The 24,674-nt window shown below is 62.4% G+C and carries 26 protein-coding genes and 5 tRNA genes; 27 read left to right on the top strand and 4 right to left on the bottom strand.

Translation table 11 applies throughout. The features are described from left to right. Nucleotides 1–51: 51 nt before the first annotated feature. The 3 genes from B5E42_RS09335 to B5E42_RS09325 form a co-directional block, all read right to left on the bottom strand. The gene (locus tag B5E42_RS09335; protein ID WP_162613956.1) at nt 52–3,342 is read right to left on the bottom strand and encodes an S-layer homology domain-containing protein; all 3,291 of its coding nucleotides are present in this window, start codon (nt 3,340–3,342) and stop codon (nt 52–54) included. Between the two features lie 190 nt (nt 3,343–3,532). Next, entirely contained in the window at nt 3,533–4,249 is a 717-nt protein-coding gene (locus tag B5E42_RS09330; protein WP_141242509.1) for a hypothetical protein, read from the bottom strand. 78 nt (nt 4,250–4,327) lie between these two features. After that, complete coding sequence (locus B5E42_RS09325; protein ID WP_087238943.1) at nt 4,328–5,926, bottom strand: recombinase family protein; 1,599 nt, start codon at nt 5,924–5,926, stop codon at nt 4,328–4,330. Between the two features lie 379 nt (nt 5,927–6,305). Here B5E42_RS09325 and B5E42_RS09320 point away from each other — a divergent pair, with 379 nt between their 5' ends. Next, nucleotides 6,306–6,755 (top strand): dipicolinate synthase, encoded by a 450-nt coding sequence (locus B5E42_RS09320; RefSeq protein ID WP_087238941.1) that lies wholly within the window; start codon nt 6,306–6,308, stop codon nt 6,753–6,755. Between the two features lie 2 nt (nt 6,756–6,757). After that, nucleotides 6,758–7,345 (top strand): dipicolinate synthase subunit B, encoded by a 588-nt coding sequence (locus B5E42_RS09315; protein WP_087238939.1) that lies wholly within the window; start codon nt 6,758–6,760, stop codon nt 7,343–7,345. Nucleotides 7,346–7,430: 85 nt separating this feature from the next. Here B5E42_RS09315 and asnA read toward each other — a convergent pair whose 3' ends face one another. Next, the gene (gene asnA, locus B5E42_RS09310; protein WP_087238937.1) at nt 7,431–8,444 is read right to left on the bottom strand and encodes an aspartate--ammonia ligase; all 1,014 of its coding nucleotides are present in this window, start codon (nt 8,442–8,444) and stop codon (nt 7,431–7,433) included. A 197-nt stretch (nt 8,445–8,641) separates the two neighbouring features. On the opposite strand from asnA, the gene B5E42_RS09305 reads away from it, so the two are divergent. The 25 genes from B5E42_RS09305 to B5E42_RS09185 all read left to right on the top strand — a co-directional run bounded on the left by B5E42_RS09305 (nt 8,642) and on the right by B5E42_RS09185 (nt 24,598). After that, nucleotides 8,642–9,670, top strand: coding sequence for a YeiH family protein (locus B5E42_RS09305; protein ID WP_242967076.1), 1,029 nt, complete (start codon nt 8,642–8,644; stop codon nt 9,668–9,670). Between the two features lie 140 nt (nt 9,671–9,810). Continuing rightward, nucleotides 9,811–9,884: transfer RNA gene (locus tag B5E42_RS09300), tRNA-Gly, on the top strand. A gap of 3 nt (nt 9,885–9,887) precedes the next feature. Further along, a tRNA-Arg gene (locus B5E42_RS09295) sits at nt 9,888–9,964 on the top strand. Nucleotides 9,965–10,112: 148 nt separating this feature from the next. After that, nucleotides 10,113–10,188, top strand: a tRNA-His gene (locus tag B5E42_RS09290). Nucleotides 10,189–10,256: 68 nt separating this feature from the next. Next, nucleotides 10,257–10,331, top strand: a tRNA-Gln gene (locus B5E42_RS09285). A 3-nt stretch (nt 10,332–10,334) separates the two neighbouring features. Further along, nucleotides 10,335–10,410 (top strand) — tRNA-Lys (locus tag B5E42_RS09280). A 472-nt stretch (nt 10,411–10,882) separates the two neighbouring features. Continuing rightward, the gene (locus B5E42_RS09275; protein ID WP_162613955.1) at nt 10,883–11,842 is read left to right on the top strand and encodes a DUF4240 domain-containing protein; all 960 of its coding nucleotides are present in this window, start codon (nt 10,883–10,885) and stop codon (nt 11,840–11,842) included. Nucleotides 11,843–11,878: 36 nt separating this feature from the next. After that, a complete protein-coding gene (locus B5E42_RS09270; protein ID WP_087238933.1) occupies nt 11,879–12,325 on the top strand; it encodes a DUF4313 domain-containing protein in 447 nt (148 codons plus the stop codon). Nucleotides 12,326–12,376: 51 nt separating this feature from the next. Continuing rightward, nucleotides 12,377–13,033 (top strand): hypothetical protein, encoded by a 657-nt coding sequence (locus B5E42_RS09265; RefSeq protein ID WP_087238931.1) that lies wholly within the window; start codon nt 12,377–12,379, stop codon nt 13,031–13,033. A 225-nt stretch (nt 13,034–13,258) separates the two neighbouring features. Continuing rightward, nucleotides 13,259–13,921: a hypothetical protein gene (locus B5E42_RS09260; RefSeq protein WP_087238929.1), complete on the top strand. Its 663-nt coding sequence runs from the start codon at nt 13,259–13,261 to the stop codon at nt 13,919–13,921. Next, nucleotides 13,905–14,183 carry a hypothetical protein gene (locus tag B5E42_RS09255; RefSeq protein ID WP_087238927.1) on the top strand — a complete coding sequence of 93 codons (279 nt, stop codon included), beginning with the start codon at nt 13,905–13,907 and terminating at the stop codon, nt 14,181–14,183. The genes B5E42_RS09260 and B5E42_RS09255 overlap by 17 nt, the downstream gene beginning before the upstream one ends. Nucleotides 14,184–14,185: 2 nt before the next feature. After that, nucleotides 14,186–14,872 (top strand): hypothetical protein, encoded by a 687-nt coding sequence (locus B5E42_RS09250; RefSeq protein ID WP_087238925.1) that lies wholly within the window; start codon nt 14,186–14,188, stop codon nt 14,870–14,872. Further along, nucleotides 14,869–15,804, top strand: a complete 936-nt coding sequence (locus tag B5E42_RS09245; RefSeq protein WP_087238922.1) for a hypothetical protein — start codon at nt 14,869–14,871, stop codon at nt 15,802–15,804. The genes B5E42_RS09250 and B5E42_RS09245 overlap by 4 nt, the downstream gene beginning before the upstream one ends. Before the next feature lie 17 nt (nt 15,805–15,821). Then, nucleotides 15,822–16,532 (top strand): hypothetical protein, encoded by a 711-nt coding sequence (locus B5E42_RS09240; RefSeq protein WP_087238921.1) that lies wholly within the window; start codon nt 15,822–15,824, stop codon nt 16,530–16,532. A gap of 173 nt (nt 16,533–16,705) precedes the next feature. Beyond that, nucleotides 16,706–17,461 carry a DUF4314 domain-containing protein gene (locus B5E42_RS09235; protein WP_087238919.1) on the top strand — a complete coding sequence of 252 codons (756 nt, stop codon included), beginning with the start codon at nt 16,706–16,708 and terminating at the stop codon, nt 17,459–17,461. Further along, complete coding sequence (locus B5E42_RS09230) at nt 17,454–18,620, top strand: antirestriction protein ArdA (protein WP_087238917.1); 1,167 nt, start codon at nt 17,454–17,456, stop codon at nt 18,618–18,620. Before B5E42_RS09235 ends, B5E42_RS09230 begins: the two co-directional genes overlap by 8 nt. Before the next feature lies 1 nt (nt 18,621). After that, nucleotides 18,622–19,617, top strand: a complete 996-nt coding sequence (locus B5E42_RS09225) for a hypothetical protein (RefSeq protein WP_087238914.1) — start codon at nt 18,622–18,624, stop codon at nt 19,615–19,617. Nucleotides 19,618–19,635: 18 nt separating this feature from the next. After that, complete coding sequence (locus B5E42_RS09220) at nt 19,636–20,037, top strand: hypothetical protein (protein ID WP_087238912.1); 402 nt, start codon at nt 19,636–19,638, stop codon at nt 20,035–20,037. 110 nt (nt 20,038–20,147) lie between these two features. Further along, nucleotides 20,148–20,471, top strand: coding sequence for a hypothetical protein (locus B5E42_RS09215; RefSeq protein ID WP_087238910.1), 324 nt, complete (start codon nt 20,148–20,150; stop codon nt 20,469–20,471). After that, nucleotides 20,455–21,468 carry a DNA adenine methylase gene (locus tag B5E42_RS09210; RefSeq protein WP_087238908.1) on the top strand — a complete coding sequence of 338 codons (1,014 nt, stop codon included), beginning with the start codon at nt 20,455–20,457 and terminating at the stop codon, nt 21,466–21,468. Before B5E42_RS09215 ends, B5E42_RS09210 begins: the two co-directional genes overlap by 17 nt. 21 nt (nt 21,469–21,489) lie before the next feature. Further along, the gene (locus B5E42_RS09205; protein ID WP_087238905.1) at nt 21,490–21,858 is read left to right on the top strand and encodes a hypothetical protein; all 369 of its coding nucleotides are present in this window, start codon (nt 21,490–21,492) and stop codon (nt 21,856–21,858) included. Further along, nucleotides 21,855–22,571, top strand: coding sequence for a hypothetical protein (locus B5E42_RS09200; protein ID WP_087238903.1), 717 nt, complete (start codon nt 21,855–21,857; stop codon nt 22,569–22,571). Before B5E42_RS09205 ends, B5E42_RS09200 begins: the two co-directional genes overlap by 4 nt. Further along, nucleotides 22,513–22,866 carry a SpoVG family protein gene (locus tag B5E42_RS09195; protein ID WP_087238901.1) on the top strand — a complete coding sequence of 118 codons (354 nt, stop codon included), beginning with the start codon at nt 22,513–22,515 and terminating at the stop codon, nt 22,864–22,866. The genes B5E42_RS09200 and B5E42_RS09195 overlap by 59 nt, the downstream gene beginning before the upstream one ends. A 17-nt stretch (nt 22,867–22,883) precedes the next feature. Continuing rightward, nucleotides 22,884–23,798, top strand: a complete 915-nt coding sequence (locus B5E42_RS09190; protein ID WP_087238899.1) for a cell wall anchor protein — start codon at nt 22,884–22,886, stop codon at nt 23,796–23,798. Next, complete coding sequence (locus tag B5E42_RS09185) at nt 23,795–24,598, top strand: class D sortase (RefSeq protein WP_087238896.1); 804 nt, start codon at nt 23,795–23,797, stop codon at nt 24,596–24,598. Before B5E42_RS09190 ends, B5E42_RS09185 begins: the two co-directional genes overlap by 4 nt. The last annotated feature ends 76 nt before the right edge of the window (nt 24,599–24,674 follow it).

Raw genomic sequence — 24,674 nt, 5'->3', positions numbered from 1 at the left:
TCCGGGAGGGATTTTCCGGTATGAGGGAACCCGTCTATAGGGTTATTGGCATCAGATAAAGACAAAGAACCGGTCATCGTCATTGAAGTTGAAGCTGATGGAAATTTCGCCGGACTCTTCCACCGCCTGGTCCTCCAGGTCAAAGATCAGGGTCTCCCGCGCGCCGGTAGTGATCGGCCCGAAGATCTTGAACAGATCACCATTCGGAGGGCTGAATATACAGGTGCTCATACCGGCCGGAGCCGTGTAGTCTATCGTATACCGGGTATAGCCGTTATCCAGGCGCTGCGCGGTGACGCCGTGGATGGTGTAGGAGCCGCTCTGGAGCATGTTGTTTTCCGCATACTCCACCGCCGCCGGCTCGCCCACCGGATTTCCGTCCGTCAGGACAATTTCAGTGCCGGAGGGGCTGGTGCCGTGGCCCGGCGAGCCGGTCGACTCCTTGGGGACACTCTGCCCCGCCTGGGCGATGTAGCCGTTGGCCTCAAAGGAGGCGGATGCGTTTGGCTCCAGCACGCCGAAGTTGTGATAGGTCAGGAGGTTGCAGAGATTGAACTGGTAATTCCCCTCGCCCCGGAGCGGATTGGCGCTGTCGGCCAGGAGGGCCTCCCCGTATGCCTGCTGGGCGGTAAAGAATGCCTGGGAGCGGCTCTGTCCTTCGTGGAGGGCCTTCAGATAGCTGTAGTAGAAATAGTAGAAGTTGCTCTTGGCCATGTCGGACAGGCTGGCATCGCAGTTGACGCCGTTGTTGGAGATAACAGCGGTGGCGGAGAACATGCCCACGCACTGGCCGTTCAGGGCGGTGGTGGTGAGATTGTTCTCCATCTCATAGCCGTTGAGGCATGTCCAGCAGTCCAGATAGTAGGGCGCACCGTTCAGAACCGTGTTGATGTTATCCATATTAAGCAGGGAGATGCGCTGTTCCTCACCGTCCACATAGATGCACTGGTCGATGTTGTCCCACTGGCCGTGGCTGTTGATCAGAAGCTCCACAGGACGCGAGCGGGTCTCCGCAGCCAAATTCTCCAGAGTGAAGTTGCCCAGCACCTTGGTGGTGACAGGGTACTGCCCGTCCAGGTTGCCATAGAGCCGGTAGGGCACATCCAGCAGGCCGAACTCGCTGTGCATCCGGTTCAGGAAGCGTCCCATATCGTCAATGTGCCGGCTCTGGGCGAAGATGGGATTGGAGAAATTGACCAGCTCCAGCTGGGTGAGCCCGGTCTCCCGAACAAAGCGGTCGTACTTGTCGAAGAAGGCGGTAAACTGGCCCTTGGACAGGGGAAGCCGGGCCACCGGCCACTGGGGGACCAGGGTGACGTCCCATCCCTGCTCGAAGTGGTCCATGACGCTGTAGCCATTGGAGATGGTATCTGCGTCGTTATCAAAGTTGCCGTAGAACAGATCCGTGAGGAAGTCCCCGCTGTCATCCACACCGCTCTGCATCTGCACCTTGTAGTTGACACGGAAGGCGGGCACCATGGAGGGAGTGCCAAAGATCTGCACGCCGGCCACGGTACCGCCCCGCTGGGCGGCATCCGCCTGGAGGGCGGTATAGAGCTGCTCGGCGTTGGAGAAGGAGCTGGCGTCGGCCACCAGGACTGTCGCGTCCGTGATGGATGCCAGATAACGCCCCACGGCGTTCAGATCCTCCTGTGTCATGGCGGCCGTATCCATCACCGCGTAGAGATAGCGGGTACGTGCCTCCGCATCCTGAATCAGCGCTTCAGCCTCTTGGCTGCGGCCTACCCCCTCCAGCACTGCTGCGATGAAGCCCACCGGATTGACGACTTTCATGCCGTTGTTGTCATAGGCGGTTTCTACCACCAGGGTGCGCAGTTCATCCTGGGTCAGAGCCGGGTCGATCTCGATGGCGATGGCGTACAGGCCGAGCATATAGGGCATGGTCCAGCTCAGACCGCCGGAGCTCCAGTAGATATAGGACGCACCGCTCATAGTGGTTGCCGTCGTACGCCCAGCGGAGGGCACAAATACCATATCGGGTGCAACGCTGTTTCCCCACCACAGTTCCGGAAGTAGATTTTGCACATTGTTTTTGTCGCTAAGCGGCAGGAAGGAGGCTGCGCCATATTCCCCACAGAACCAGACCATGATACCCGCATCTTCACAGGCGGCTACCGCGTCCCGGAAAGCCTGGGCATTGGCCTCGGTCACGTCGATGTTGTCGGAAAAGCCCACCATGGTGATCTTTTCCCCTTCGGGCAGGGACTTGTTCTGCTCAATGATCTGGTAGAGACATTCCGCGTGGGTTGTCTGATCTGCCTTCCAGGCGGCATGGGCGTAGTAGTATACCTCCGCGCCAGGAGCAGTGCCGATTTCCTGATCGGCCAGCAGGGAGAGCACAGCAGGGCCGTGCATCTCAGCGTCGTTGCCGCTGTTGTTGACATAGTGGAGGTTGATCCCGCTGGTCTGTTCATAGCTGCCGATGGGCTGGTCCACATAGGCGACAACCGCCCCCTCTCCGGTGAACCCATGGGCGTGGAGAATATCCACGTTGAGGCCGGGGGCTTTTCCCCACTCCAGCAGCGCCTCCGGGTCGTAGCCAGCCGGGAGCTGATCAGCCGCGGGGAATTTGGTGCGGTCGGAGAAGGTGAGGGAATAGGCCAGCGCCGGGGCGCCGGACAGGTCGGCGGAAATGGTGAGGGAATCTCCAAAGTAGTGATCGCTGTAGGGCTCCACCCCGTCTACCGCCTGGGGCTGGACGAGCTGCCGGGTAAGACCCAATGGCTGGATGGCGCCGCCCTGGGCGGCCAGATGCCTGCGGGCATCTGGCTGAACCATACGGGCAGCGATTGTGGCCACCTCACAGCGGGTGATGGCCGCATTGGGGGTGAAGGTGCCGGCGCTGTCGTTTCCTGTGAGCACACCGGCCCGGTACAGCAGAAAGATGTCATCGTGGTAGGGGGTGGTGTCATCCACGTCGGGCAGGGTCGGGACCGAGTTGATCGGGGCCAGTTCCGATGCCGGCAGGGCGGCGGCAAGGATATGGGCCAGCTGCCCCCGGGTGGCGGGAACGGTGAAGTCTGAGAACTCGCCGGCGGGCAAGAGGCCGTTGTTCACGGCATAGTCCACATAGACCTGATACCAGGGTGAGCCTTGCGCGAAGGACTCTAGTCCACTCCCGTAGCGGCTGTGGATCCGGGCAGCCATTGCCACGGCTTCCGCCAATGTGACCGTGCCATTGGGAGAGAAGGTCTTCTGGCCGCTGCCGACCATCAGCCCCAGCTCATAGCCCGCAGCGACGCCGTCGGCATACCAGGCGTCGGCGGGGACGTCGGTAAACAGCCCGGTGTAATAGGAGCCGTTCCGTTGAAAATTTCCCATGCCGCTTTCGGCGGCATAGGCAGACCCCGGTAAGAGAGTCAGCAGCAAAACGACAGACAGGAAAAATGAGATGCCTTTTTTCATGTGAGACACACTCCTTCTCTTTCATATCCGTTCCGTATTTGATCCGATGCCGTTTTGTATCATTCTACTCCTTTTATACCGCAATGGCAACAGTTCCACGACCCTGTTACCGTTGATTCGCCCGTTCGGGATCTTTGGCCTTTTTCACATTGGCCTTGAACATATCTAGCCTACTCCAGACAACGGATAATTCTTGGCCGCAGCCCACCAGATTGACGAGCAGACAGGGGCGGTATTCGGGCGGGAGGAATGGGGAGAGCTGGTTCAGTATACCGGTGAGCACAAGTTCACGTCCGGAGTGTCCCAGAGCGGTCAGCACGTCCAGAAATTTCCGCTCATCATGTAGGATTGAAAAGTGTCCCGCCTGAGACCTGGTGGGCACCATGTCGGCAGGTATAATTTCCAACAGATACTCGCCATTAGAAAATAATTCCAAACCAACCTCCGCCATAGCAGTGGGAGCGGATGCCTCTTGTTGGCCCAGACGGAGCCGACGAGCCAGCTGTGCGGAGCCGTTAGCCACCTCCACAGCAAAGGCTTCCACCTGGTCATCGGCATCGTACTGAAGCAGAGCGATCCGCAGGCGTGCAACCAGATGCCCGTCCGCATGGACAGCGAAGATAGGGCCCCATACTGCGCAGAACGGCAGCCGTACGTTTCCCTGAAAGAGGAAGCCGTTGCCGTTTCTCTGCCAATCGTGGTGGGCGCCGATGATTTTGCGGGCGCGGCGGAGCAGCTTCTTTGCACCATTGACCCGCCCCAAGGGGAGAAAGTGGCCTGACGCGATTCCTTTGCAAAGCCGTTCTGTGACGCTGTTGTACAAAAAATTTTCCAAATTTCGAGTATTTATGACAAAATCCTCCTTTGTGAGAGGGGGCGGAGAACCCGCCCCCTATGTAGTTCAGCAGAGAGGTTCCGGAGTGCATTCCGTCACCTCGATATGGTAATTCCTTCCGGTGCCTATCCCCTCGGCATGAACCCGAAAGCGGACGGGCAGCTCCACAACCTCCACCAGGAAGCAGTCCTCCAGAACGGTGATGCGCTGGATCAGTTCGTCCAGGACGGTATCGCCGCCGGCAAGTTCCCGCTCCAGCAGCTGGCGGATCTCGTGGAAGCGCTGCTCCTCCAGCTGGACGCCATCTTTCCTTGCCTCCAGACGGTCCAACTCGGCCTGAATCCGGGCCATCTCCTCCTCGCAACGGGCTACCAGTTTTCGCATATCCTCCCGGTTCAAATCCCCGTCCAGGTAGGCCTCCTGGGCCCGCTCTTTCCGGTTTGACTGCCGCTGAAGGGCCTGACGGAGCCGCGCCTCGGATGCTTCGTCACCGCCCCCGTCTGCCCGAAGGGTTTTCAGCGCCTGGATCAGCTGGTCGATGATGGCCGGGCCGTCCAGGGCCAGCTGCTGGAGTACATGGCGGGCAACTGTACGGATGACCTCCCCGTGGACGGCCCGCATCCGGCAGGTTCCGGTACCGTCCAGCCGCCCCCGGCAGACAAAACGGGCGTACTCCGTGCCGTTGGTCCGGCGGGTGCGTTTGAGCGTGAAGCTCTTGCCGCAGGAGCCGCAGCGGACTTTTCCGGAGTACCAGTACCGGGCAGAAAAGCGCCCCTTTTCTGCCGGCATTCCTGCACGGCGCTTCAGCTCATCCTGGACAGCCTGGAAGTCCTCCCGGCTGATGATGGCCTCGTGGTGGTCCCGGATGCAGAACTGCTCCTCCAATCCATCATTGAGGATTTTACGGTGGGACAGGTGGTCAGTGGTGCGGTATTTTTTCTGGAGCAGGTCCCCGCAGTACTTTTCATTCCGCAAGATCCGAAGCACCATGGTGGACGACCAGGGACCGGCGGGCCGCAGGGGCGGCGGAATCCCGGACCGGGTCAGCTCCCGGGCGATGGTGTGGGTGCCCTTGCGCTCCACCAGAAAGTTGTGGTATACCCGGCGTACCACCTCGGCCTGCTCCGGCTCCACGGTGAGCTGTCCACCCCGCAGGGTGTAGCCGTAGATGGAGTTGTTCCCGAAGACTACCCCCCGGCGCATGGCCTGGAGCTGGCCCCAGCGGGTCCGCTCGGAGACCTTGCGGCTCTCCTCCTGGGCCACGCTGGCCATGATGGTGAGGCGGAACTCCCCGTCGTTGTCCCGGGTGTCAATGCCGTCATTCAGAAAGAGCACCCCGACTCCGTTGGCCTTGAGCTGACGGGTGATCTGAAGGGTGTCCACGGTGTTGCGGGCGAAGCGGCTGACCTCCTTGGTGAGGATCAGATCGATCTCGCCCGCCATGGCCCGCTGGATCATCCCGGTGAACTGGGGGCGGCGTTTGACTGAGGTGCCGGACAGGCCCTCGTCGGCGAACACCCCGACGAGAACCCAGCCCGGGTGCTCCTCGATGTAGCGCAGGAAGAATGCCTGCTGGGCGGCCAGAGAGTTGCGCTGGTCCTCCTTGTCGGTTGAGACGCGGCAGTAGGCGGCCACCCGCAGGGGTGCGTCAGTTGCGGAGTGCATGGCCCGCTCGCAGCATGGCGCACAGCAGAAAACCGTGGATAGAGTATACGGACATACAGAGAGCTCCTTTCCGTTGGCGGGAAACTGGCTTTAGCCCGTTGAGTTGCGGGGCGGGATGCCGGCCTGGCGCCGGAATCATTTTGGCCTACAGGCTTGAAGCCCCCACATTAGAACTCTATGAATTCTTTGCCCGTATCTTGCCTGATTGCATGGGGATGGGGAAACCAGGCCGTGCCGGTCAGCTCTCCCCTGGTGAGCAGGGTAGTGGAGTCCTTGAATATAGCCAGAGGCACCGTGTGCATCATCGCGCCGGGGGCTTGGCTCTCTGTGTCCATTCACCAATGCGCTCCCCACCGCAGAGGGGGCCATTCAGATCGCCATGGAGGAGCTGCCCATCACCCTCCACGGAGCCCGGGCGCTGGTGATCGGCTACGGCCGGCTGGGCCGGGTCCTGGCTCCCCGGCTGGCGGGGCTGGGGGCCAGGGTGAGTGTGGCCGCCCGGAAATACGCCGACCTGGCCTGGGCGGAGAGCTTTGGCTTCGGCACCGAGCACACCGGGCAGCTGCGGCCCTGGCTGTGCGGCTACGATCTGGTGGTCAACACCGTGCCCGCCCGGGTGCTGGGGGAGGCGGAGCTGGCCGAGCTCCGGCCGGACTGCCTGGTGATCGACCTGGCCTCCAAGCCCGGCGGCGTGGATCTGGACGCGGCGGCCCGGCTGGGGAAAAAGGTGGTGTGGGCCCTGTCCCTGCCGGGCAAGGTGGCCCCGGTGACGGCGGGCCGGGCCATTCGCACCGCCATCTACAACATTCTGAGCGAACTGGGAGTGTGAGCATGGAACAACAGGTAAGGGTGGGGTTCGCCTTCTGCGGCTCCTTCTGTACATTCAGCCAGGCCATGGAGGCCCTGGGGCGGGTGCGCGCCCGGTATGGGGACGTGACCCCCATTGTCTCGGAGGCCAGCGCCGTCACCGACACCCGCTTCGGCAGGGCCTGCGACTTCACAGCGGAGATGGAGCGTATCTGCGGCAAGCCGGTGATCGACTCCATCGCCAGGGCCGAGCCCATCGGGCCGAAGGGCCTGCTGGACGTGCTGGTGATCTGCCCCTGCACAGGCAATACCCTGGCAAAGCTGGCAAACGGCGTCACCGACACCGCCGTCACCATGGCGGCCAAGGCCCACCTGCGCAACGGACGGCCGGTGGTGCTCTGCCCCGCCACCAACGACGGCCTGGCCGCCTCGGCCAGGAACATCGGCGCCCTGCTGGACAAGAAAAACGTCTACTTCGTCCCCTTCCGGCAGGACGATCCGGCGAAGAAGCCTACCTCCCTGGTGGCCGACTTCTCCCAGGTGGAGGATACCATCGACGCAGCCCTGGCGGGGAGGCAGCTCCAGCCGGTGCTGCTGGGCCCGCCGGCATGAGCGGCACGCATAAGAGAACCCCCGGCCCAGACGGGCCGGGGGTTCTCCTATGCGTGTGTTTGCCGCGGCTCATCCGTTGAGATGCTCAGAGGAGAATCACCCCGGCATCCCGGCAGGCCTGGAGAGTCTGCTCGTCCCAGACGGACACCTGCACCTCGCCGATGTGGGCCTTGCCAAGAAGCAACATACACAGCCGGGACTGGCCGATGCCGCCGCCGATGGTCAGGGGCAGCTTGCCCTCCAGCAGCAGCTTGTGGAAGGGCAGCTCCCGCCGGTTGTCGCACCCGGCGATGGAGAGCTGCTTGTCCAGAGCGGCGGCGTCCACCCGGATGCCCATGGAGGACAGCTCAAAGGCCCGGCCCAGCACCGAGTTCCACACCAGAATGTCGCCGTTGAGGCTCCAGTCGTCGTAGTCGGGAGCCCGGCCGTCGTGGGGCTTTCCCGACTTGAGGGCCCCGCCGATGCCCATGAGGAAGGTGACCGGGTGCTCCTTTACCCAGGCATCCTCCCGCTCCTTGGGGGACAGGTCGGGCCAGCGATCCTCCAGCTCCTGGGCGGTGACGAAGGACACCTCCTCCGCCAGCAGGGGCAGGGGGGTGAGCTGGGGGAACACGGAGCGCAGGGTGGCCTGGGTCTCCCGCATGGCGGCCACAATGGTGTTCACCGTCTGCTGGAGATACTCCACCGTCCGATCCCGGGGGGCGATCACCTTCTCCCAGTCCCACTGATCCACGTACACCGAGTGGAGGTTGTCCAGCTCCTCGTCCCGGCGGATGGCGTTCATGTCGGTGTACAGGCCCTCCCCCACGGAGAACTGGTAGCGGTACAGGGCCATGCGCTTCCACTTGGCCAGGGAGTGAACCACCTGGGCGTCCCGGCCGGCGTCGGGGATGTCAAAGGACACAGCCCGCTCCACGCCGTTGAGATCGTCGTTCAGGCCGGTGGAGGCCTCCACAAACAGGGGGGCGGATACCCGGCGCAGGTGGAGGGCGCCGCCCAGGGTGTCCTCAAACAGGCGCTTGAGCAGGCCGATGGCCTTCTGGGTGTCGTACAGGTTCAGGCAGGGGGCGTACCCCTGGGGGATGACGGTCTGTAACATGGCTGGCAGGGCTCCTTTATTATGGAATGGCATAATACTCTGCTACATTATACCGGAAAAGCGCCCTGGGGGCAAGGGCGGGAGCGGGCGAAATTAGAAATAAGATAATATTATGGTAAAATAAATATGTATCATTTTACATGATAGAAGTTCAGGTGTATGATGGGGCAAGAACCGTAGAAAGAGAGGAATCTGCTGTGAGCGTTTGGAAAGACCGGGGGCTTGGCCTGCTTCTGTGCCTGTGCATCGCCCTGCCCTGCTGGCTGCTGGGCAGGGCGGTGCCGGTGGTGGGCGGGCCGGTGTTCGCCATCCTGGCGGGCATGGTAGTCGCCCTGTTTTACCGGGAGAAGAGGCGCACCCAGGCGGGTATCGCCTTCACCTCCAAGAAAATTTTGCAGTACGCGGTGATCCTGCTGGGCTTCGGCCTGAACCTGTCAGAGATCGCCAAGGTGGGGCTCCAGTCCCTGCCCATCATCCTGTCCACCATCACCACCTCCCTGGTGGTGGCCTTTGCCCTGCACAAGCTGATGAAGGTACCCTCCAACATCTCCACCCTGGTAGGGGTGGGCTCCTCCATCTGCGGCGGCTCCGCCATCGCCGCCACCGCCCCGGTGATCGGCGCCGACGACGAGGAAATCGCCCAGTCCATCTCGGTGATCTTCCTGTTCAATGTGGCCGCCGCCCTGCTCTTCCCCACCCTGGGGGGTGCGCTGGGCCTGAGCAACGAGGGCTTCGGCCTCTTCGCCGGCACGGCGGTGAACGACACCTCCTCCGTCACGGCGGCGGCCGCCGCCTGGGACGGGATGCACCCCGGGGCCAACACCCTGGACACCGCCACCATCGTCAAGCTCACCCGCACCCTGGCCATCATCCCCATCACCCTAGCTCTGGCCCTGTGGCGCACGGCAAAGGCGCGGAGGGCCGGCGGCGCCGGGGAGAGCGGCTTCTCCCTGAAAAAGGTCTTCCCGACCTTTATCCTGTTCTTCGTGCTGGCCTCGGTAATCACCACCGCGGCCACCGCGGCGGGGGTGGAGCCCGGCTTTTTCGCCCCCTTCAAGGAGCTGTCCAAGTTCCTTATCATCATGGCCATGGGGGCCATCGGCCTGAACACCGACCTGGTCAAGCTGGTGAAGAGCGGCGGCAAGCCCATCCTCATGGGCTTCTGCTGTTGGGTGGCCATCGCGGCGGTGAGCCTGGGCATGCAGCACGTGCTGGGTATCTGGTAAGCAGGGCTGCGGCACAGGGGAACCGGAGGCGGGCGCGGGCCGCCTCCGGTTCCCTCAAATAATGAGCAAAAAACTGTTGACAATTTCGCAAGGATATGCTACTATTTTATGGCTGACATGCCAAAGGTGTTGGCGCCCATGCGGGTGTAGTTCAATGGTAGAATCCCAGCCTTCCAAGCTGGTCGCGTGGGTTCGATTCCCATCACCCGCTCCATACGCGCCTGTAGCTCAGGTGGATAGAGCAACTGCCTTCTAAGCAGTGGGTCAGGGGTTCGAGTCCCTTCAGGCGTGCCATTGCTTTTCTCCCCGGTTCCTGACTGCGAATCAGGCTTCGCCTTTGGCTCGCCTTCTTCGGAAGGGACTTTGTCCGGCAGACATGCCGCCGGCATGTCCGCTGTTCGGACAAACTTCAGGTATACCATCTTCCTCCGCAATCAATATGGTGGGTGTAGTTCAGTTGGTAGAGCATCGGATTGTGGTTCCGAGTGTCGCGGGTTCGAGTCCCGTCTCCCACCCCATAAGACCTCAAGGCGGAAGGGCCGGAGCGTCCCGCTCCGGCCCTTCGCTTATGACAGACCAGCGACACTGGGGTGTAGCCAAGTGGTAAGGCACGGGACTTTGACTCCCGCATTCGCTGGTTCGAGCCCAGCCATCCCAGCCATACGACTCGTTAGCTCAGTTGGCAGAGCAACTGCCTTTTAAGCAGTGGGTCCGGGGTTCGAATCCCCGACGGGTCACCAGAAAGCCACACCAATCTGGATATTTTAAGTGGAACGCTTAGAGTATCAGAGGGTGTGGCTTTTTTACTTTCCTGAAATCTGAGTTCTGAAAAAAGGATATTTTCGCGGTATTTCGGGGCATTGGAAGGGTCTGCCCCTGGATTTCCCCAGTTTCCGAGCTCCGGCAGGGTTTAGCGCCCTATTTGAACACAGCCAGGGCACAGAAATTCGAAAAAAAGATACACAAAATGCAATGCGTCGGTTTGTTGGTTTCGTCAACCACCAGGCCGACGCTTTTTTGCTGCCCGGTAAATTCAAATAGGGCGTTTTCAGTTTGTACCCTGAGAAGCATAGCAGGGTACAACGGCATTACAGGTACTGCCAAAAAGGGCACACGGTCTCTCGTCCGCTTTGCTGAGCATACGGCAGGATGGAAATCCGGACGAGGGCCACAAAAACAGTGATAAAGAGGCACTTTGGGGAGGGATTGAAATTGGACAGAAACATGTTTTGGGGTATCATCGACAGCGTCAACGCAGGAGGGCCTTATTCAGACCAGGAGACACAGCGGTGCAGGTTGACTGCCGCCCTGGAAAAACACACCATGGAGGAGATCCTGGACTGGCAGTTGATCCTGGAAGAATACATGCAGGCCGCCTGCCGGCAGGATCTCCTGGCCGCTGCCACCGCTCGGGGCATCCCCTGCCTGGGGGACGGATTCAGCCAGTTCCGGGCCTGGCTCATCGCCGGAGGGGAGGAGGTGTACCGGAACATCCTGCGGGAGCCGGACTGCCTGGCGGGCCTCCCCGGGGGCGGGGATACATTCCAGTTCAAAGGGCTTCCGCTGGCGGCGTATCACGCCTACGAGGTGCAGCTCTTCCGGAACTGTCCGGAAGAACTCCGGGATTTATACAGCGATCTGCGCGGCCGGACTCTGGATGCCGGAATCCTGGAGGACATCCGCTCTGAGCTGCCGCGGAGGAGGGACATTGCAGACGGCTGGGGTGAGCGGGATCTGCCCACCCTGTTTCCACGCATCTGTGCCGGAGGCCGCACCCTGCCCGGCAGGGAACTGGTCAGGCGGATCAAGCTGAACGAGCTGTTCCAGAGCCGGGATCAGGTGCATGCCTTTGTGGATCAGGCCGGGCGCCGGACAAGCTGCCTGCTGCACGGCACGCCTGAAAACATTGCCGGCTTTCTGGCAGGCCATGCCCTTGCAGACAGGGTTACCCTGACGGACACCTCCTACGAGCTGATTCTGAGCGCCTCCGGCTCTGTGATTGACCAGTGTCCGGACAAGGCCCTGCTGGACGAAGTTACGCGCGCCCTGCTCCCGATCCAGCGGGGCGAGACAGCCCCTGCCCCCATATTCAGCCCTGCCATGGCGGAGATGGCATTGTGGCTCCAGTCGGAGCAGGGACAAGGACAGGGGCGGATGGTGCAGATGATGTAATTTGAAATTATCACATGAAAGGCTGGCGATGGTATCATGATCCTCACGATTACGGACTGGGCGGGTGACCGGGTTTCCCTGGAGCCCAAGGTGGAGCTTTACTCTGTCAGAGATTTTATGGGGAAGGAGTTGCCCGGCCTGGCCATTGTGCTGGACAAGGTGGGCAGCACACCGGATGAGGCAGAAGAATATGCCGTGCTCACGGTGTCCTTCGGGGATTTTCTCAGCCTGAAAAACGGGGCATATATCGACACCAACAACTGTTATTTTGCCGACCAGCTGCTCCGGCAGGGCATTGCAGAAGACACAGGATTCAGCCGGCACAGCGGCTTCTGCCGGTATCCCCTCTGGCGGTTCAAGGAGGAGTTCCTGAAGGAAATCGGCGGGGAGAACTATCAGGAATACCTGCGGCGCTATGACGAGTATATGGGCATCGGCAGAGCGGACAGGACGCTGGGCCAGGAGGGGATGTCCATGCAGTGATTTCCCGCCGGGTTTGCCGTATATTTGTGCGTGAGTGAGGAGTGGTTTCAGGTGGCATACAGAAAGGTTTATATCCGAATTGCCAGCAGCTATCGATATGATACTGGCTGGCCGGACGAGGGCGCCGAGGATGCGTTTCTGGCGGAAAGCCGCAGGCTGTTCCAAGGGGCAGGCTGGGAGCTCCATCCCGGCAGGCCGGGAAGCGGGACCTGCGATACCGTTACAAAGGGCCTGCAGGAATTGTACCTGCACCCCATGGAGTTTAGCGGGGTAATCCGGGAAGAGGAGATCCCCGCAGTACGGGAGGTTCTGTCCCCAGCGGAGTGCTTCCACTGCCAGGGCGTGGACTGTTATGAGAAGTATATGGAGCTCTCAGACGAGGAATATCTGACTCTGCTGGGCTCCAGGCAGGCTGAAATCGAGGCGGAAATCCTGAAGCACTATCAGACCAGGCGCCAGAACCTCTATTTGACCGGGCCCAGCGTGGAAAATATCGCCCGACTGTTTTCTGTGCGCCGGGTCAACGATAGGGATGGCAAACACGATTTTGCCGGTCAGTTCATCGAAAACCTGATTCAGCAGATGCTCCGGGATGGGCGGTTGGTCGCGGCAGAGACGCGGCATGGCATCGGTATCCGCACTGCAACCAGTGAAGAACTGAATGCCCACGGCCTTGACCGAAGCCCGCAGCAGACGATGCTGTGGTGAGGAGCTGGCCCAACCGGGATCCAGGTTTCAGCCCGGGTACTTTTCATTTGTGCCTGGAGAAGTATGGTAGAGTGCCGGCTTTATCGCCGCTGCCAAAAAGGGCACACACTTTTTCGTCCCATTTGCTGAATCGATTTTCCGTGGATAAGATGGCTTGATGGGAGTCCCAAGCGGGTGACAAAACGATAATTGAAATAGGGCGCTAAGCCCAAGGAGGAAAGGAACATGACCAAAGAAGCCTATTTTGAGAAACTGTCATACGCCCTGCGGAGGCGGGAGCTGCTGCCCCGGCCGGTGGAGGAGGACGGCCTGCTGCCGGTGGAGTGGAACGGCTGCATCCTGTGCCGGGTTACGGAGCGCGGCGCCGTCCGGTATGACCCCACCTGGGTGGACACTGACAAGGCAAAGGCCGCCCTGGCACAGGTCAGGGAAGCGGCGGGGACGGTGCTGGAGTACATGACACTTCTGGAGGCGGCCCCGCCGCTGAAGGCGGAAGGTCTGGCGGATGGTTACCGGGTGCTGGCAGAGTTCAACGGCACGGTGCTGGCCGGGACGGAGACACTGCTGGGGGCCCAGTTCGTCACATGGGCCCGGGACTATGACCGGAGAGGAGTCAACAACGGCCACTACTACATGGAGGATTACCAGGGCGCCAAGGAGGACTTCGCCCTCCGTTCCGGTCTGGTGGCCCGGGAGCGGGTCTTTGACCGGGAGCAGCTGGAGGAACTGCTCCAGGCGGTGCAGGGCTTCCTCCGCGGCGAGGGCCCCGCCTCCTACCAGCAGGAGTACCAGTGCCGACGCCTCCTGGAGCAGATCAACGAACAGCTGCCGGCAACGGAGCAAAATCAAATACAGAGGGAAGGTCATCATCTTGAACAGTCTATGTGAGGGCGGAGCCAAAAAGGGCGCCGCCATTTTTTATGCCCAGGTGCTGTTCCACTATTGTGCCCACAAGCTGTACGCCCCGGAGCACCCGGCGGAGCCTCCGCCCAGGCCGGTGTGTACCCGCTCCCCCCTCTGCGAGGGCTGCCCCTACCCCGCCAACGGCTTCCTCTGCTGGGGGAGGGATGGAAAGTGCCTGCGCTCAGAGATGCGGAAGTTTGACGCCCCGGACAGGTGGACGGTACAAGAAGCAAAAGGAGGGACTTAACGGTGAACCCATATCACAACCTCTTCCCCCTGCGGCCGGCCGCCCGGGAGGAGGCCGGCCTGTTCTATTCAGACGACCAGGCGGACAGGGCGCTGGGCACAGTGGGCCATGTTCGGATGGACTTCGGTTCCAGCGGCAGGGGATTTTATCATACGTGGTGGCCCCACAACGGGGATCACTTCAACACGCCGGAGTTCAAGGAGGCCCTGCAGCAGTTCGTGGACGCTATGCGGGCGGACGGGCCGCTGAGGGACCTGCCCTCTATGGAAAGATTCTGCCGCCGGAACGGCGGGGCCATCACGGAGGACGGCCGGAGCTATGGGTATCTGGCGGAGGCGGGGAATTACCGCTTCTGCCTCCGGTGCACCCCCAGCCCGGGAGAATACCAGTGCTACCTTTACTGCTATGACCTGCGCCGGCAGATAATGGACAGGCCAGTGGGCCGGGTGACCTTCGCCAACGGCGAGCGCATGGAGTTTACAGACCCGCAGGAGTACCTCCGGACAATCCGGGAGGAGCTGCCCATGAAGGATGTGACCGGGTTCCGCTTTGAGACCCTGACGGATGACCCGGCGGTGCGCAAGGCGGCGGACGATATGGTATATGACCTGCATGGGGAGGAAAACCCCAGGCCGCTGGAGGATTACATCGCCCGCCATGGCCCGGAGGCAGGAGGGCAGCAGATGTGACCACACAGAACAGACGGCCGGTGCTGCGCTGTGCCCTGAGCAACGCGGCACACCCGGAGTACGGCCAGGTAACTGTCCCCTTCCCTATCCCCGCCCAGGAGTATGAGCGCACCCTGGAACTCCTGGCCGCTATGAGGCTGGGCCATCCCACAGAGCGGGACAGCCGGGTGGACGAGCTGGAGAGCGGCTTCCCCATCCTCACGCGTCTGGAGAAGGTGGGGGCCAACCTGGATGAGCTGGACTACCTGGCCCGGCGGCTGGACAGCTTTGACGGCTATGAGGCCGCCCAGTTCCAGGCCGCAGCAGTCCGGTTGGGTATATCCGATATGACAGGCTTCATCAATCTAACTTTCTGCTGCCAGCAAGCCACAGTGATAACGGACTTTTCAGATTTGGACGCTGTTGGCCGCCGACATTACATGACGTTGGAGGGCGGCTGTACCAGCGCGGAGGAGCTGGAAAACGTAGACGGTGTGGAGACCGCATTGCTCCTGATTTCAGACAACGAGGGTAGTGTTACCCCCTATGGGGTACTCTATGACAACGGTATGGAGCTGGAACAGCTCTACCGGGAGGGAGGCCCCTTCCCGGGCTATGCAGACAGGGAATACAGCATGCTCCTGGAGGCGTCGGCCGGCGAAGGGCAGAGCACCCTGCTGCTCCTGCCGGACAGCCAGGCCAGGCTGGAACGGCTCCTGGGCCGCGCCGGCATCCAGTACAGCTCCCAGGTGCGCTTCCGGGTGGTGGACAGCACCCTGCCCGGTGCGGTCTTCAACAGGATTCCCGTGGAGCATCTGCCCATACTCGGACTCAACCGGCTGTGCCAGGCGGCGGAGAGGATTGCGCCGGAGGATTTGAAAACCCTGGTACACCTGCTGGCCGGCAGGGATCAGCCCAGCCATGGGCCGTCCATGGGCGACATTCTAATGTAAACCAGAGGAGAAAAAAGATGCAGAAAAAAGAATTTATCCGGCAGCTCAATGAGCTGGTTCCCAGGCCGGATCCCGTCACCACCGAGGCGCTGTACCGCTTTGACCGGGAGTGCGCGGAGTCGGAGTATATCGACATGCTCACCGCCCTGCGGGTGGTGGCGCGGAACTTCAGCGGGGAAACCCTCCAGGGCGCCTATGAGCTCATCCAGCACCAGAACGCCGCCCTGCCCAGTGAGATGTTTGCCGCCGCCGTCTACCTCCAGGCCGGGCGCACCCCGGCGGAGGTGTCACAGCTGGCGGTGAAGGGCGCCCTCATGGGCTTTTTCGGGCCGGAGCGGCCGGAGGAGCCCAGCCGGATTGCAGTCTGCACGGTATTAGAGGAGGGCCGGGAGCAGCGGTTCTACACCATGGACTTTGGACGGTTCAACCCGCAGCATGCCTTGAAGCTGGCCATCACATATGGCCGGAAAGCAGGCATATCCACCACTCAGGCCATGGCCTGCCTCACCATGGATCACCCGGAGTTTGCCAAAAAGATTGGCGGGCCCCGCTGTATCCTGCACGGCTGGGGGTCAGAGCTCACCGAGGCCTTGTTCCAGCTCCAGCCGGACTGCCCCGCCGTGGCCGCCCATATCACCTGTAATGCGGATCTGGGTATCGCGGAGGTGGCCTGTCACCCGCTGTGGCTGGAGCGAAATCAGAGCCAGACGCCCATGCAGCGGATGTGAAAAAACTGCTGGATATTACGGGCACACTGTGGTATGTTGTGTGCTTACCAAGAGAGGGGAAAGGGCTATGAACTATCAGAGAAGACAGGACATGTGCAGAGACCCCGTTGAAGGCCGGCTCCCGTTTTGGGAGTCGGCCTTTACACTTGCGGCAAAATAGGAGGTAAACCATCATGCAGGATTTATCAAAGGAGTGGCTGGAGTTCCTGCGGGATCAGTTCCCCGCGGGCAGCCGGGTCCAGACGTGGGAGCTGGATGATCCCGTAAACACGCTGAAGGAGGCCGGAAAGCTGGATCACATTGATGACGAGGGCCGGTTCCATGTCCGGCAGAGTGATGGAGGTGAGCGCATCCTGGCCCTTGGGGAGGACTTCTTCTCCGTCCACCCGCCGGAGCCCACCCTGCTCAAGCTGTACATGCCCATGACCGCCAGCTTCCATGCCCGGAATGAATGGGGGGATTTGGACGAGATTGGTGAGGAATGGGACAGCCGGACGCTTCTGGAGTACGAAGACAGGATTCTGGCCGCCATGGTTCGGAACCGCAGGCCGGCGGAGGCGGAGCGGGGCCTCATGCACTGGTACGACAAAGAGATCCTGGACGCCAAGGTGCGCTCCGCCGTGTTCACGGCAGAGGCCAGAGACGGCCGGCTGTGGGGCGTGGCCGAGTGCCAGGTCATCGGCCAGCTCTCCCCGGAGGAGCTGGCCGGGCTGAAGGACTTTCTCAGCGGCCAGGCATCAGACGGCTGGGGCGAGGGCCTGGAGCAGCAGGCAATCCGGGTGGACGGCGGGGAGTTCTACGTCCACCTGTGGCAGATAGACGGCTGGAGCATCCAGACGGAGGCGGAGCGGTTCGGGCAGACGCAGGCCCCGGCGAAGGATATGAAGCACGGAACGACGATGACGATGGGGGGAATGAGCCTTGGATAAGATCTTTACGGTATCCCTGTGCAACCCGGACAAAGACGTCTATGTAACCCTGGACGTGCCGGCGGAGCCCTGGGCCGTGCTGGACGCCTGGGAGCAGCTGCGGCCAGCGCCGGATACCAGGGTGGAGTGGGAGATAGAGGACTGCGGGGAATTCCCCTTCCTATTCCCCACCCTCCAGTCCGGAGAGGATTTCCCAACGCTCAACGTCCTGGCGGAGCGTCTGGCCGGCCTGAGTGAACAGCAGCGCACCGCCTTTGAGGGACTGATCAGGCTGCAGGACGGCAGGCTTATGGAGCCGGACGCCCTCATTGCCCTGACCGAGCAGGCCAAGCACTGCCATGTGGTGCCCGAGGCCACAAATGACGCTTCGCTGGGCCGGTTCTATGCGGAAAACGGCTTCCTGACAGAGCTGGATGGGCTGCCGGACAAAGTGTTTGAGCTGCTGGACTTCCAGCTCCTGGGCCGCCGGATCCGTGAGGCAGAGGGCGGTATCTTCACCAGGCAGGGCTTTGTAGCGCCGGATGGAAGCTGGAAGCCGGCACAAAGCCATGCGCCCCGCATCGCGCCGGAGGCCCCGGCGGGCATCTTCCATCTTGAGTTCCAACTTGGGGAGGAGCAAGCGGAGCTCACCCTCCCCGCCGGGCAGGAGCTGGTGGAGGTGCGGGATCAGATGGAGGCTGTGGGCCTCTCCAACTGTGCCGTCACCGCCTTCCACAGCCGGATTCCCCAAGTCCCGGCGGAGTGGGCCGTCCCGGAGCGGCTGGATACCCTGAACTGCCTGGCCATCCGGCTGACGGTGCTGGCAGACCGGGATCCGCTGCGGCTGGTCAAGTACAAGGCGGTGCTGGAGGCGTCGCCCCCCGCCAGCCTGGAGGAGGCCATGGCTCTGACGGAGCGGCTGGACGCCTACAGCCTGGATCGCTCCGCCGCCTCCCCGGAGGATGTGGCCCGCGGGGAACTGCGCTCCGCCGTAGGTGAGGAGCAGGCCGCCCTACTGTGCCGGTACCTAAACCTATATGGCTACGGCGAGGCGCTGATCCAGCAGTATGGGGGTGAGCTTACAGACTACGGCCTGCTGACCCGTGCGGACAGCCAGCCGGTGCAGGAACCGCTGCCGCCCCAGCCAAAGCTGGGCGGCATAGAGATGAGGAGATCATGATATGAACAGAGAAGAATTGGCGAACATCCCCGGCAGGCCGGAGGAACAGGGCTGGCTGCGGGAGCGGATGGAGGTGCTGACCGTGCGGGAGGGGATCGCCCTGGATGCGGCCCTCCAGCGGGGCGCCCCCGCAGATGCCAGGGAGGCCGTCAACCTGCTGGCTAATCTGGACGAGTACGAGGTGGTGGGCGGCATCCAGAGCTATGAGGATCTGGGCCTGTATGACCTGGAGGAGAACGACGCCAAGCTCCTGGCGCTGCGGGACTACATCGACCTGGACAAGCTGGGCAGGCGTTACGGGGAACAGCACCCCGGACTGTTTGTTGGGGGCTGCTATGTGATCTTTCCGGAGCGGGAACCGCTCCAGCAATACGACGGCGTCACCCTGCCGGGGCCGGAATACAGCTGGAGCCTGCGGCTGAAGCTGAGCTCCCCGGCGGTGCCGGAGGGGGTGTGGCTGGCCCTGCCGGACTACAACGACATCATGGATGTGCGGCCGGGGGAGATCCGGCTGGCCCTGGACGCCCTGCAGGTGCCCACTATCCAGGACTGTACCCTTCTGGAGGCCCGGTGCAGCCTGCCGGGCATCACCGGGCTGGAGACGGCCTATGATGGCCGGCTGGAGGATCTGATTTACGACGGTCAGAACCTGGGATTTATCCTCCAGGAGCAGAATCAGGGGCAGAAGGGTTTCCTCCAGACCTATCTCTGGGCCCTGGAGCATGAGGGCTGCACCACCCTGCCCGCCGCCCTGGATTTGTCGCAGAGCCTGCACCACTATAAAATCGTGACCGCAGACCAGCTCCGGGACTTCGCCCTGGAGGAACTGCGGGCAGTGGTGGGCGAGGCGGAACCGGCGGCAGGCTGCTTCGACCTGGAACGCTACGGGCGTGACCTGCTGAAGCAGAAGGGCTATACCCAGACGGCAGACGGATGTGCATACATTGCCAGGCAGCAGACGCAAACCCATGTACCCGCAGGGATGACGATGGGATAGAGAAAGGGGAGGATCTGAATGTTTCATAACAAGAAGTGGACCCGTGAGCTGTGCGTCCAGCGTGTGGACGAGTTTGTCCGCCGGGAACAGCGATATCCAACGCCGCAAGAACGAACCCCCAAGTGCGGACTGCCCAGCGATACCGCCTTCCGGGCCCATACGGGCATCAGTATGGTCAAATACTGCAGGGCCAATTACCCGGAGTTCAACAATATGGATCTGGAATCCCCACCTCAGACGCCGCCGGAACGCTTATTGTGGGTGGAGGAGTCTGCGCTGGAGGCGGCCTGCAGCCAGTGGTGCGTCTCCCTGGCGGAGCACCCGGAGCGGGCAGATGGCCAGGGGTTTGCGGAATTTGTGCAGGCCTTCCAGCAGCAGTGCCAGGCGGAGCCCCAGATGGGCGGCATGAGCATGTCATAAGCCCAGGCAAACGATGTATCAATGATGAAACAGGGGCCGTTTTCCCGAAGGGGACAGCGGCCCCTGTTTTTTGTGCCCTTTTTCGGGAGAGCGGCCCGGAGGAGGACGTCATGAGAGCAAAAGAAAAAGAACTTCTGCATTACCTGAAGAAGCACTGCCCCGGCCGGGAAAACGCTATCAGCGGTAAGCAGCTGAAAAAGATGTTCCGCGTCCGCGAGGCGGAACTGCGGAAGATGGTACACAACCTGCGGGTGGAGGGCATCCCCGTCTGCAGCGACCGCACCGGCTACTTTTTCCCCGCAAACGCCTGGGAGGTGATTGCCACCATCGGGCACCTCCGGCGGATGCGGGACGGCGTGGATGCGTCCATCCACGGTCTGGAGGGCTCCATGGGGGCCTTCCGCCTGTCCGGGGGAGGTGGGGCGGATCGCTAAGCCCTTCTTCCCCTGGGTGGGCGGGAAGCTCTTCCTGCTCCCCTACATCTTCCAGCTGCTCCCCAGGAGGGCGCCCCGCCTGCTGGAGGTCTGCGGGGGCAGCGGCGCGGTGACCCTGGGCCTGGGCGCCGGGTATGCCCCCCTGCGGGTGTACAACGATATGGACGCCGACCTGGCCAACCTGTTCCGCAGCGCCCGGGACCGGCCCCTGGCGCTGCTCAAGGAGCTGAACTTCCTACCCCTCCATGCCCGGGCAGACTTCGAGCTGGTGCTCCGCTTCCTCAACCATGAGTATGACCCCAAGGACTACCTGGAGGAAGAGTTCCAGATTGCGGAGGACTACTTCCCGCCCATGGACAGGCAGGAGATCAAGAAGCTCCTGGTGGGCCGGGCCAGCCTGCCGGACGTGCAGCGGGCCGCAGCCTACTACCTGAGCATCCGGTACAGCTACAGCGCTACCGGCAAGACCTTCGGCGGCCGGAGCGTGGAGCTGCGCCGCTTCCTCGGCCTGCTCCGCCATGCCTCGGACGCTCTGCAGGGTGTGGTGGTGGAGAACAAGGACTGCTGCGACGTGGTTCGGCAGTACGCCCGGCCCGGTGCGGTAATCTATGCGGACCCGCCCTATCTGGAGGCCGAGAAAATGTACGCGCCCTCCTTTGCCCTCCGGGATCACGTCCGGCTCCACGACTGCCTGTGCGCCCCGGCAATGCGGGACAGCCACATCGTGCTCTCCTATAACAGCCATCCGGACATCCTGGATCTCTTTGCCCCGGACTTTTACATCGTGGGCTTTGACCGCCCCAACCCCATGGCCCGGCAGGAGGACTCCACGTACCACGAGCTGCTCATGACCAATTTTGACCCCGGCCCCATGCTCAACCGCCAGCTCTCCCTGCTGGAGCTGCCCGCTATGGAGTCCAGCGACCGGCCGGAGCTGCGGATATTGTCCGCCCCCACCGGGCGGCTGCCCCGGGTGTGGAACTGGCCGCAGGACTGAGAATACGAGGTGAAACAGAAGATGAAATTTACCATCTGCCACGACACAAATAAGAAAACCCTTGCCGTCCCCCGGGCCGCCCTCCAGCTCTCCGGGCTGGAGGACGCGGAGCGTCTGACCCTCCATGTGGGGCACGGCTGTGTGGCGCTTACCCGGCAGGAGCCCACTGCCAGGGAACGGCTGGAAACCATCCGGCTGCTCCACAACCTGAACATCGGCATGCTCGTCTGCCTCGCCCTGGACAGCCGGGCGGCAGAGACTGGGCCGCGCAAAAGAGTCCCCAGGGCACTCCGGGCCTATGATGCGGAATTCCTGGACATGTTGGAGCACTGCGGCGTGGATCTGTATGGGCTGGGCGCTCTGATGATTCGGGAGGGGGATGCCAAATGAGCCTGGCCTATTACACCATGGATGACCTGCGGCTGGGCCGGGGCGGCTTCCTCCGAAAGGGCTGGACCATCCGGCAGTTCCCGGAACTGGGGGAGGCCCTGGCACACTACCGCGGCATCCCTATTACCAAGCGGAAGGTGCTGGGCGTGACGGACGGCTTCCACGTGCTGGAGCTGGTAAAAAGCGTGCCCCTGCTTCCAAAGGATGAAGACGGGGAGGACGTGCTGGCCTCAGAGCTGGGGGAGCCGCTGCCCGCCTGGGCAGACACCCCGGAGGCCCGCCGGGCCGTCCGCGCCTGCGTGGAGGCCCTGGGCCTCCGCTACCAGATGGAGGACAAAATCCTGGCTCCCATCCCAACCAACAAGAAACAGCGCCGCAAAAAGCTGGCGGGGAAATACCTCTGGCCCGACGTCCCCGGCAATCCGGCCTCCGCCCTCCGGTGGGTGTACATCGCCGGCAAGGGCTGGCTGGCACACTCGGCGCTCAAGGAATCTGCCGCTGTCCTGCCCCTGGTGCTCAAAGTGCGGGCGGACGGCATCACGGACAAAGGCGACTACCGCCCCCTGGAGCTGGAGCCCTGGGAGTTCCGCCTCCTGGCCCGGCGCACCATGGAGCGGTTGGAGCAGAATAAAAATTTGAAAGAAGGAATGTGTCATGAAACAGCAAGCGCAGCAGGAAGCAGCCGCCCGGCCCCAGCTTCCCACCGAAATTGATGTCCGGCTGTACCGCCCCACCGCCAAGGGGCCGGTGCTGGCGGACGCCAGCGTCACCCTCAACGGCTGCTTTGCCATCCGCGGCATCCAGATCCGCGCGGGGCAGAACGGGCCCTTCGTCTCTATGCCCAGCCGACAGGTGCATGGGGAGTATCGGGACATCTGCTTCCCCTGCACCTCAGAGTTCCGGCAGACCTTTGACCAGGCTGTGCTGGACGCCTACCGGATGGAGATCAGTCAGATGGCCCAGCCCGCCCAGAAGCAGGACGGCTCCATGGGCGGCATGTCAATGTGAAAAGGAGGAAAACAACCGTGAAACGCACCATCTTGAGATGCGCCGCCGGTCTGCTCATGGCCGCGGCGCTGCTCCCCACCGCCCTGGCGGCGGAGCCCTTCCCCGCAGCCCCCGAGGTGCAGGTCTGCTACCCCACCTCCGTCACCCGCAGTGAGGACGGCACAGAGATCCGCAAGGTCTATGACCTCTCCCCGGAGCAGGATCCCGCCGGCATCCCCCGGTCTGACTTCGAGCAGGACGGCTTCCACTACACCCTGACGGACCTGCTCCAGCAGGAGCTGCCGGAGCATGAGAGCCGGGCCCACACTGAGACCGTCTCCGTCCAGAGCAAGAACAAGGACATGGAGTCCGTCCTGGCCTTGTTGCCCCAAGAGAAGGAGTTCGTCACGGAGGACGGCCTGTCCGGCACCCTGACCCTCCAGCTGGACACCGTCCAGGTGGAGGCGGCGGGCTACGGCAGCTCCACCCGGGAGGTGTCCGCCACCCGATCCTATCCCAACCTGGCCAGCCAGGACACCGCCAACATCCCCAAGAGCATCGAGGAGGACGGGCGTACCCTCACCCTCCAGGACATCGACTGGCGGACGGACAACACCGCCAGCGTGGCCGGCTACAACCTGGGAGACCGCTACACCGCCGTGGCCACCTACACCGGCACCGCCACCAGCAGCTATGTCACCGGCTATACCGTCACAGCGGACTACACCGGCACCGTCAGCCGCATCGCCCTGAACCGGGTGCGCTACGTGGCCATCTTTGAGGGAGAGCCACTGGAACCCGTCGTACCCGTGGAGGAGCTTGGGGACGGCCTGGCCCAGTTTAACTGGGCGGCCATCCTGCTCCCCCTGGGCGTGGTGTTTGCCGTGGGCGGCGTGATCGGCGCCTGCCTGTTCGTCAAGCGGCGCCGGGAATCCAAGGAGGAGATAGAATGAAGAAGCTGACCACCCTGTGCCTGGCCGCCTGCCTGGCGGCGGCCCTGGCCACTCCGGCGGGAGCGTTGGATTACGCCATTGACGCCCCGGACGGGCCGGACTACGGCAAGCCCACCTCGGTGGAGGTGGTACACACGGCAGACGGCGGGGCCCTGAAAAACGAGGACATCAGCAAGAATGCCGCCCTCATTCCGCCGGGCTTCGGCAGCGCCAGCGCGGACACCCTCAACACCGGAACCTGGCTCACACCCAACCTGGCCCCGGAGGGCATGGCGGTGGGCACCATCAGCGGCAGCGGGATGCCCATCGTGTTCCCGCCCTCTGTGGATTCTTCCACTGCCCTCCCCACGGAACCCGAACAGGAGACGGAATCCACCACACTGGGCTATACCCCGGTGACCTCAGACCTCTACTACGCAAGCGGACACCTGGGAACATTGAAAATCCCCGCCATTGATCTGAGTGTGCGGGTCTATGAGGGCACGGACAGCAGCACCTTAATGAAGGGCGCCGGCCACTTCGAGGGCACCAGCATCTGGGATGGTAACGTGAGCATCGCTGGCCATAACCGGGGCGTGCGGGATGACTTCGGGGACCTCCACACCCTGGAGCGTGGAGATACCATCACCTGGATCACTAAGCTGGGTACCCGCACCTACGAGGTCACCTCGGTGGAAAAGGTCAAGGAGACCGACACCAGCGGCACCGCCCCCTCCACAGAGAACATGCTCACCCTCTACACCTGTGTGCGCAACCAGCGGGAATACCGCTGGCAGGTGCAGGCGGTAGAGGTTGTGTAATCTGCTTCGTTTGGCGGCCTCCTTTTCTACGCCCGGAGCAGTTCTTTGCCGTAGACTTTGCCCCTGGTTTCCGGTA

The organism is Flavonifractor sp. An10 (assembly GCF_002161215.1).
Taxonomy (GTDB): Bacteria; Bacillota; Clostridia; order Oscillospirales; family Oscillospiraceae; genus Flavonifractor; species Flavonifractor avistercoris.
The sequence above is the reverse complement of the archived record's forward strand: the minus strand, read 5'-3'. Positions and strand labels throughout refer to the sequence as shown.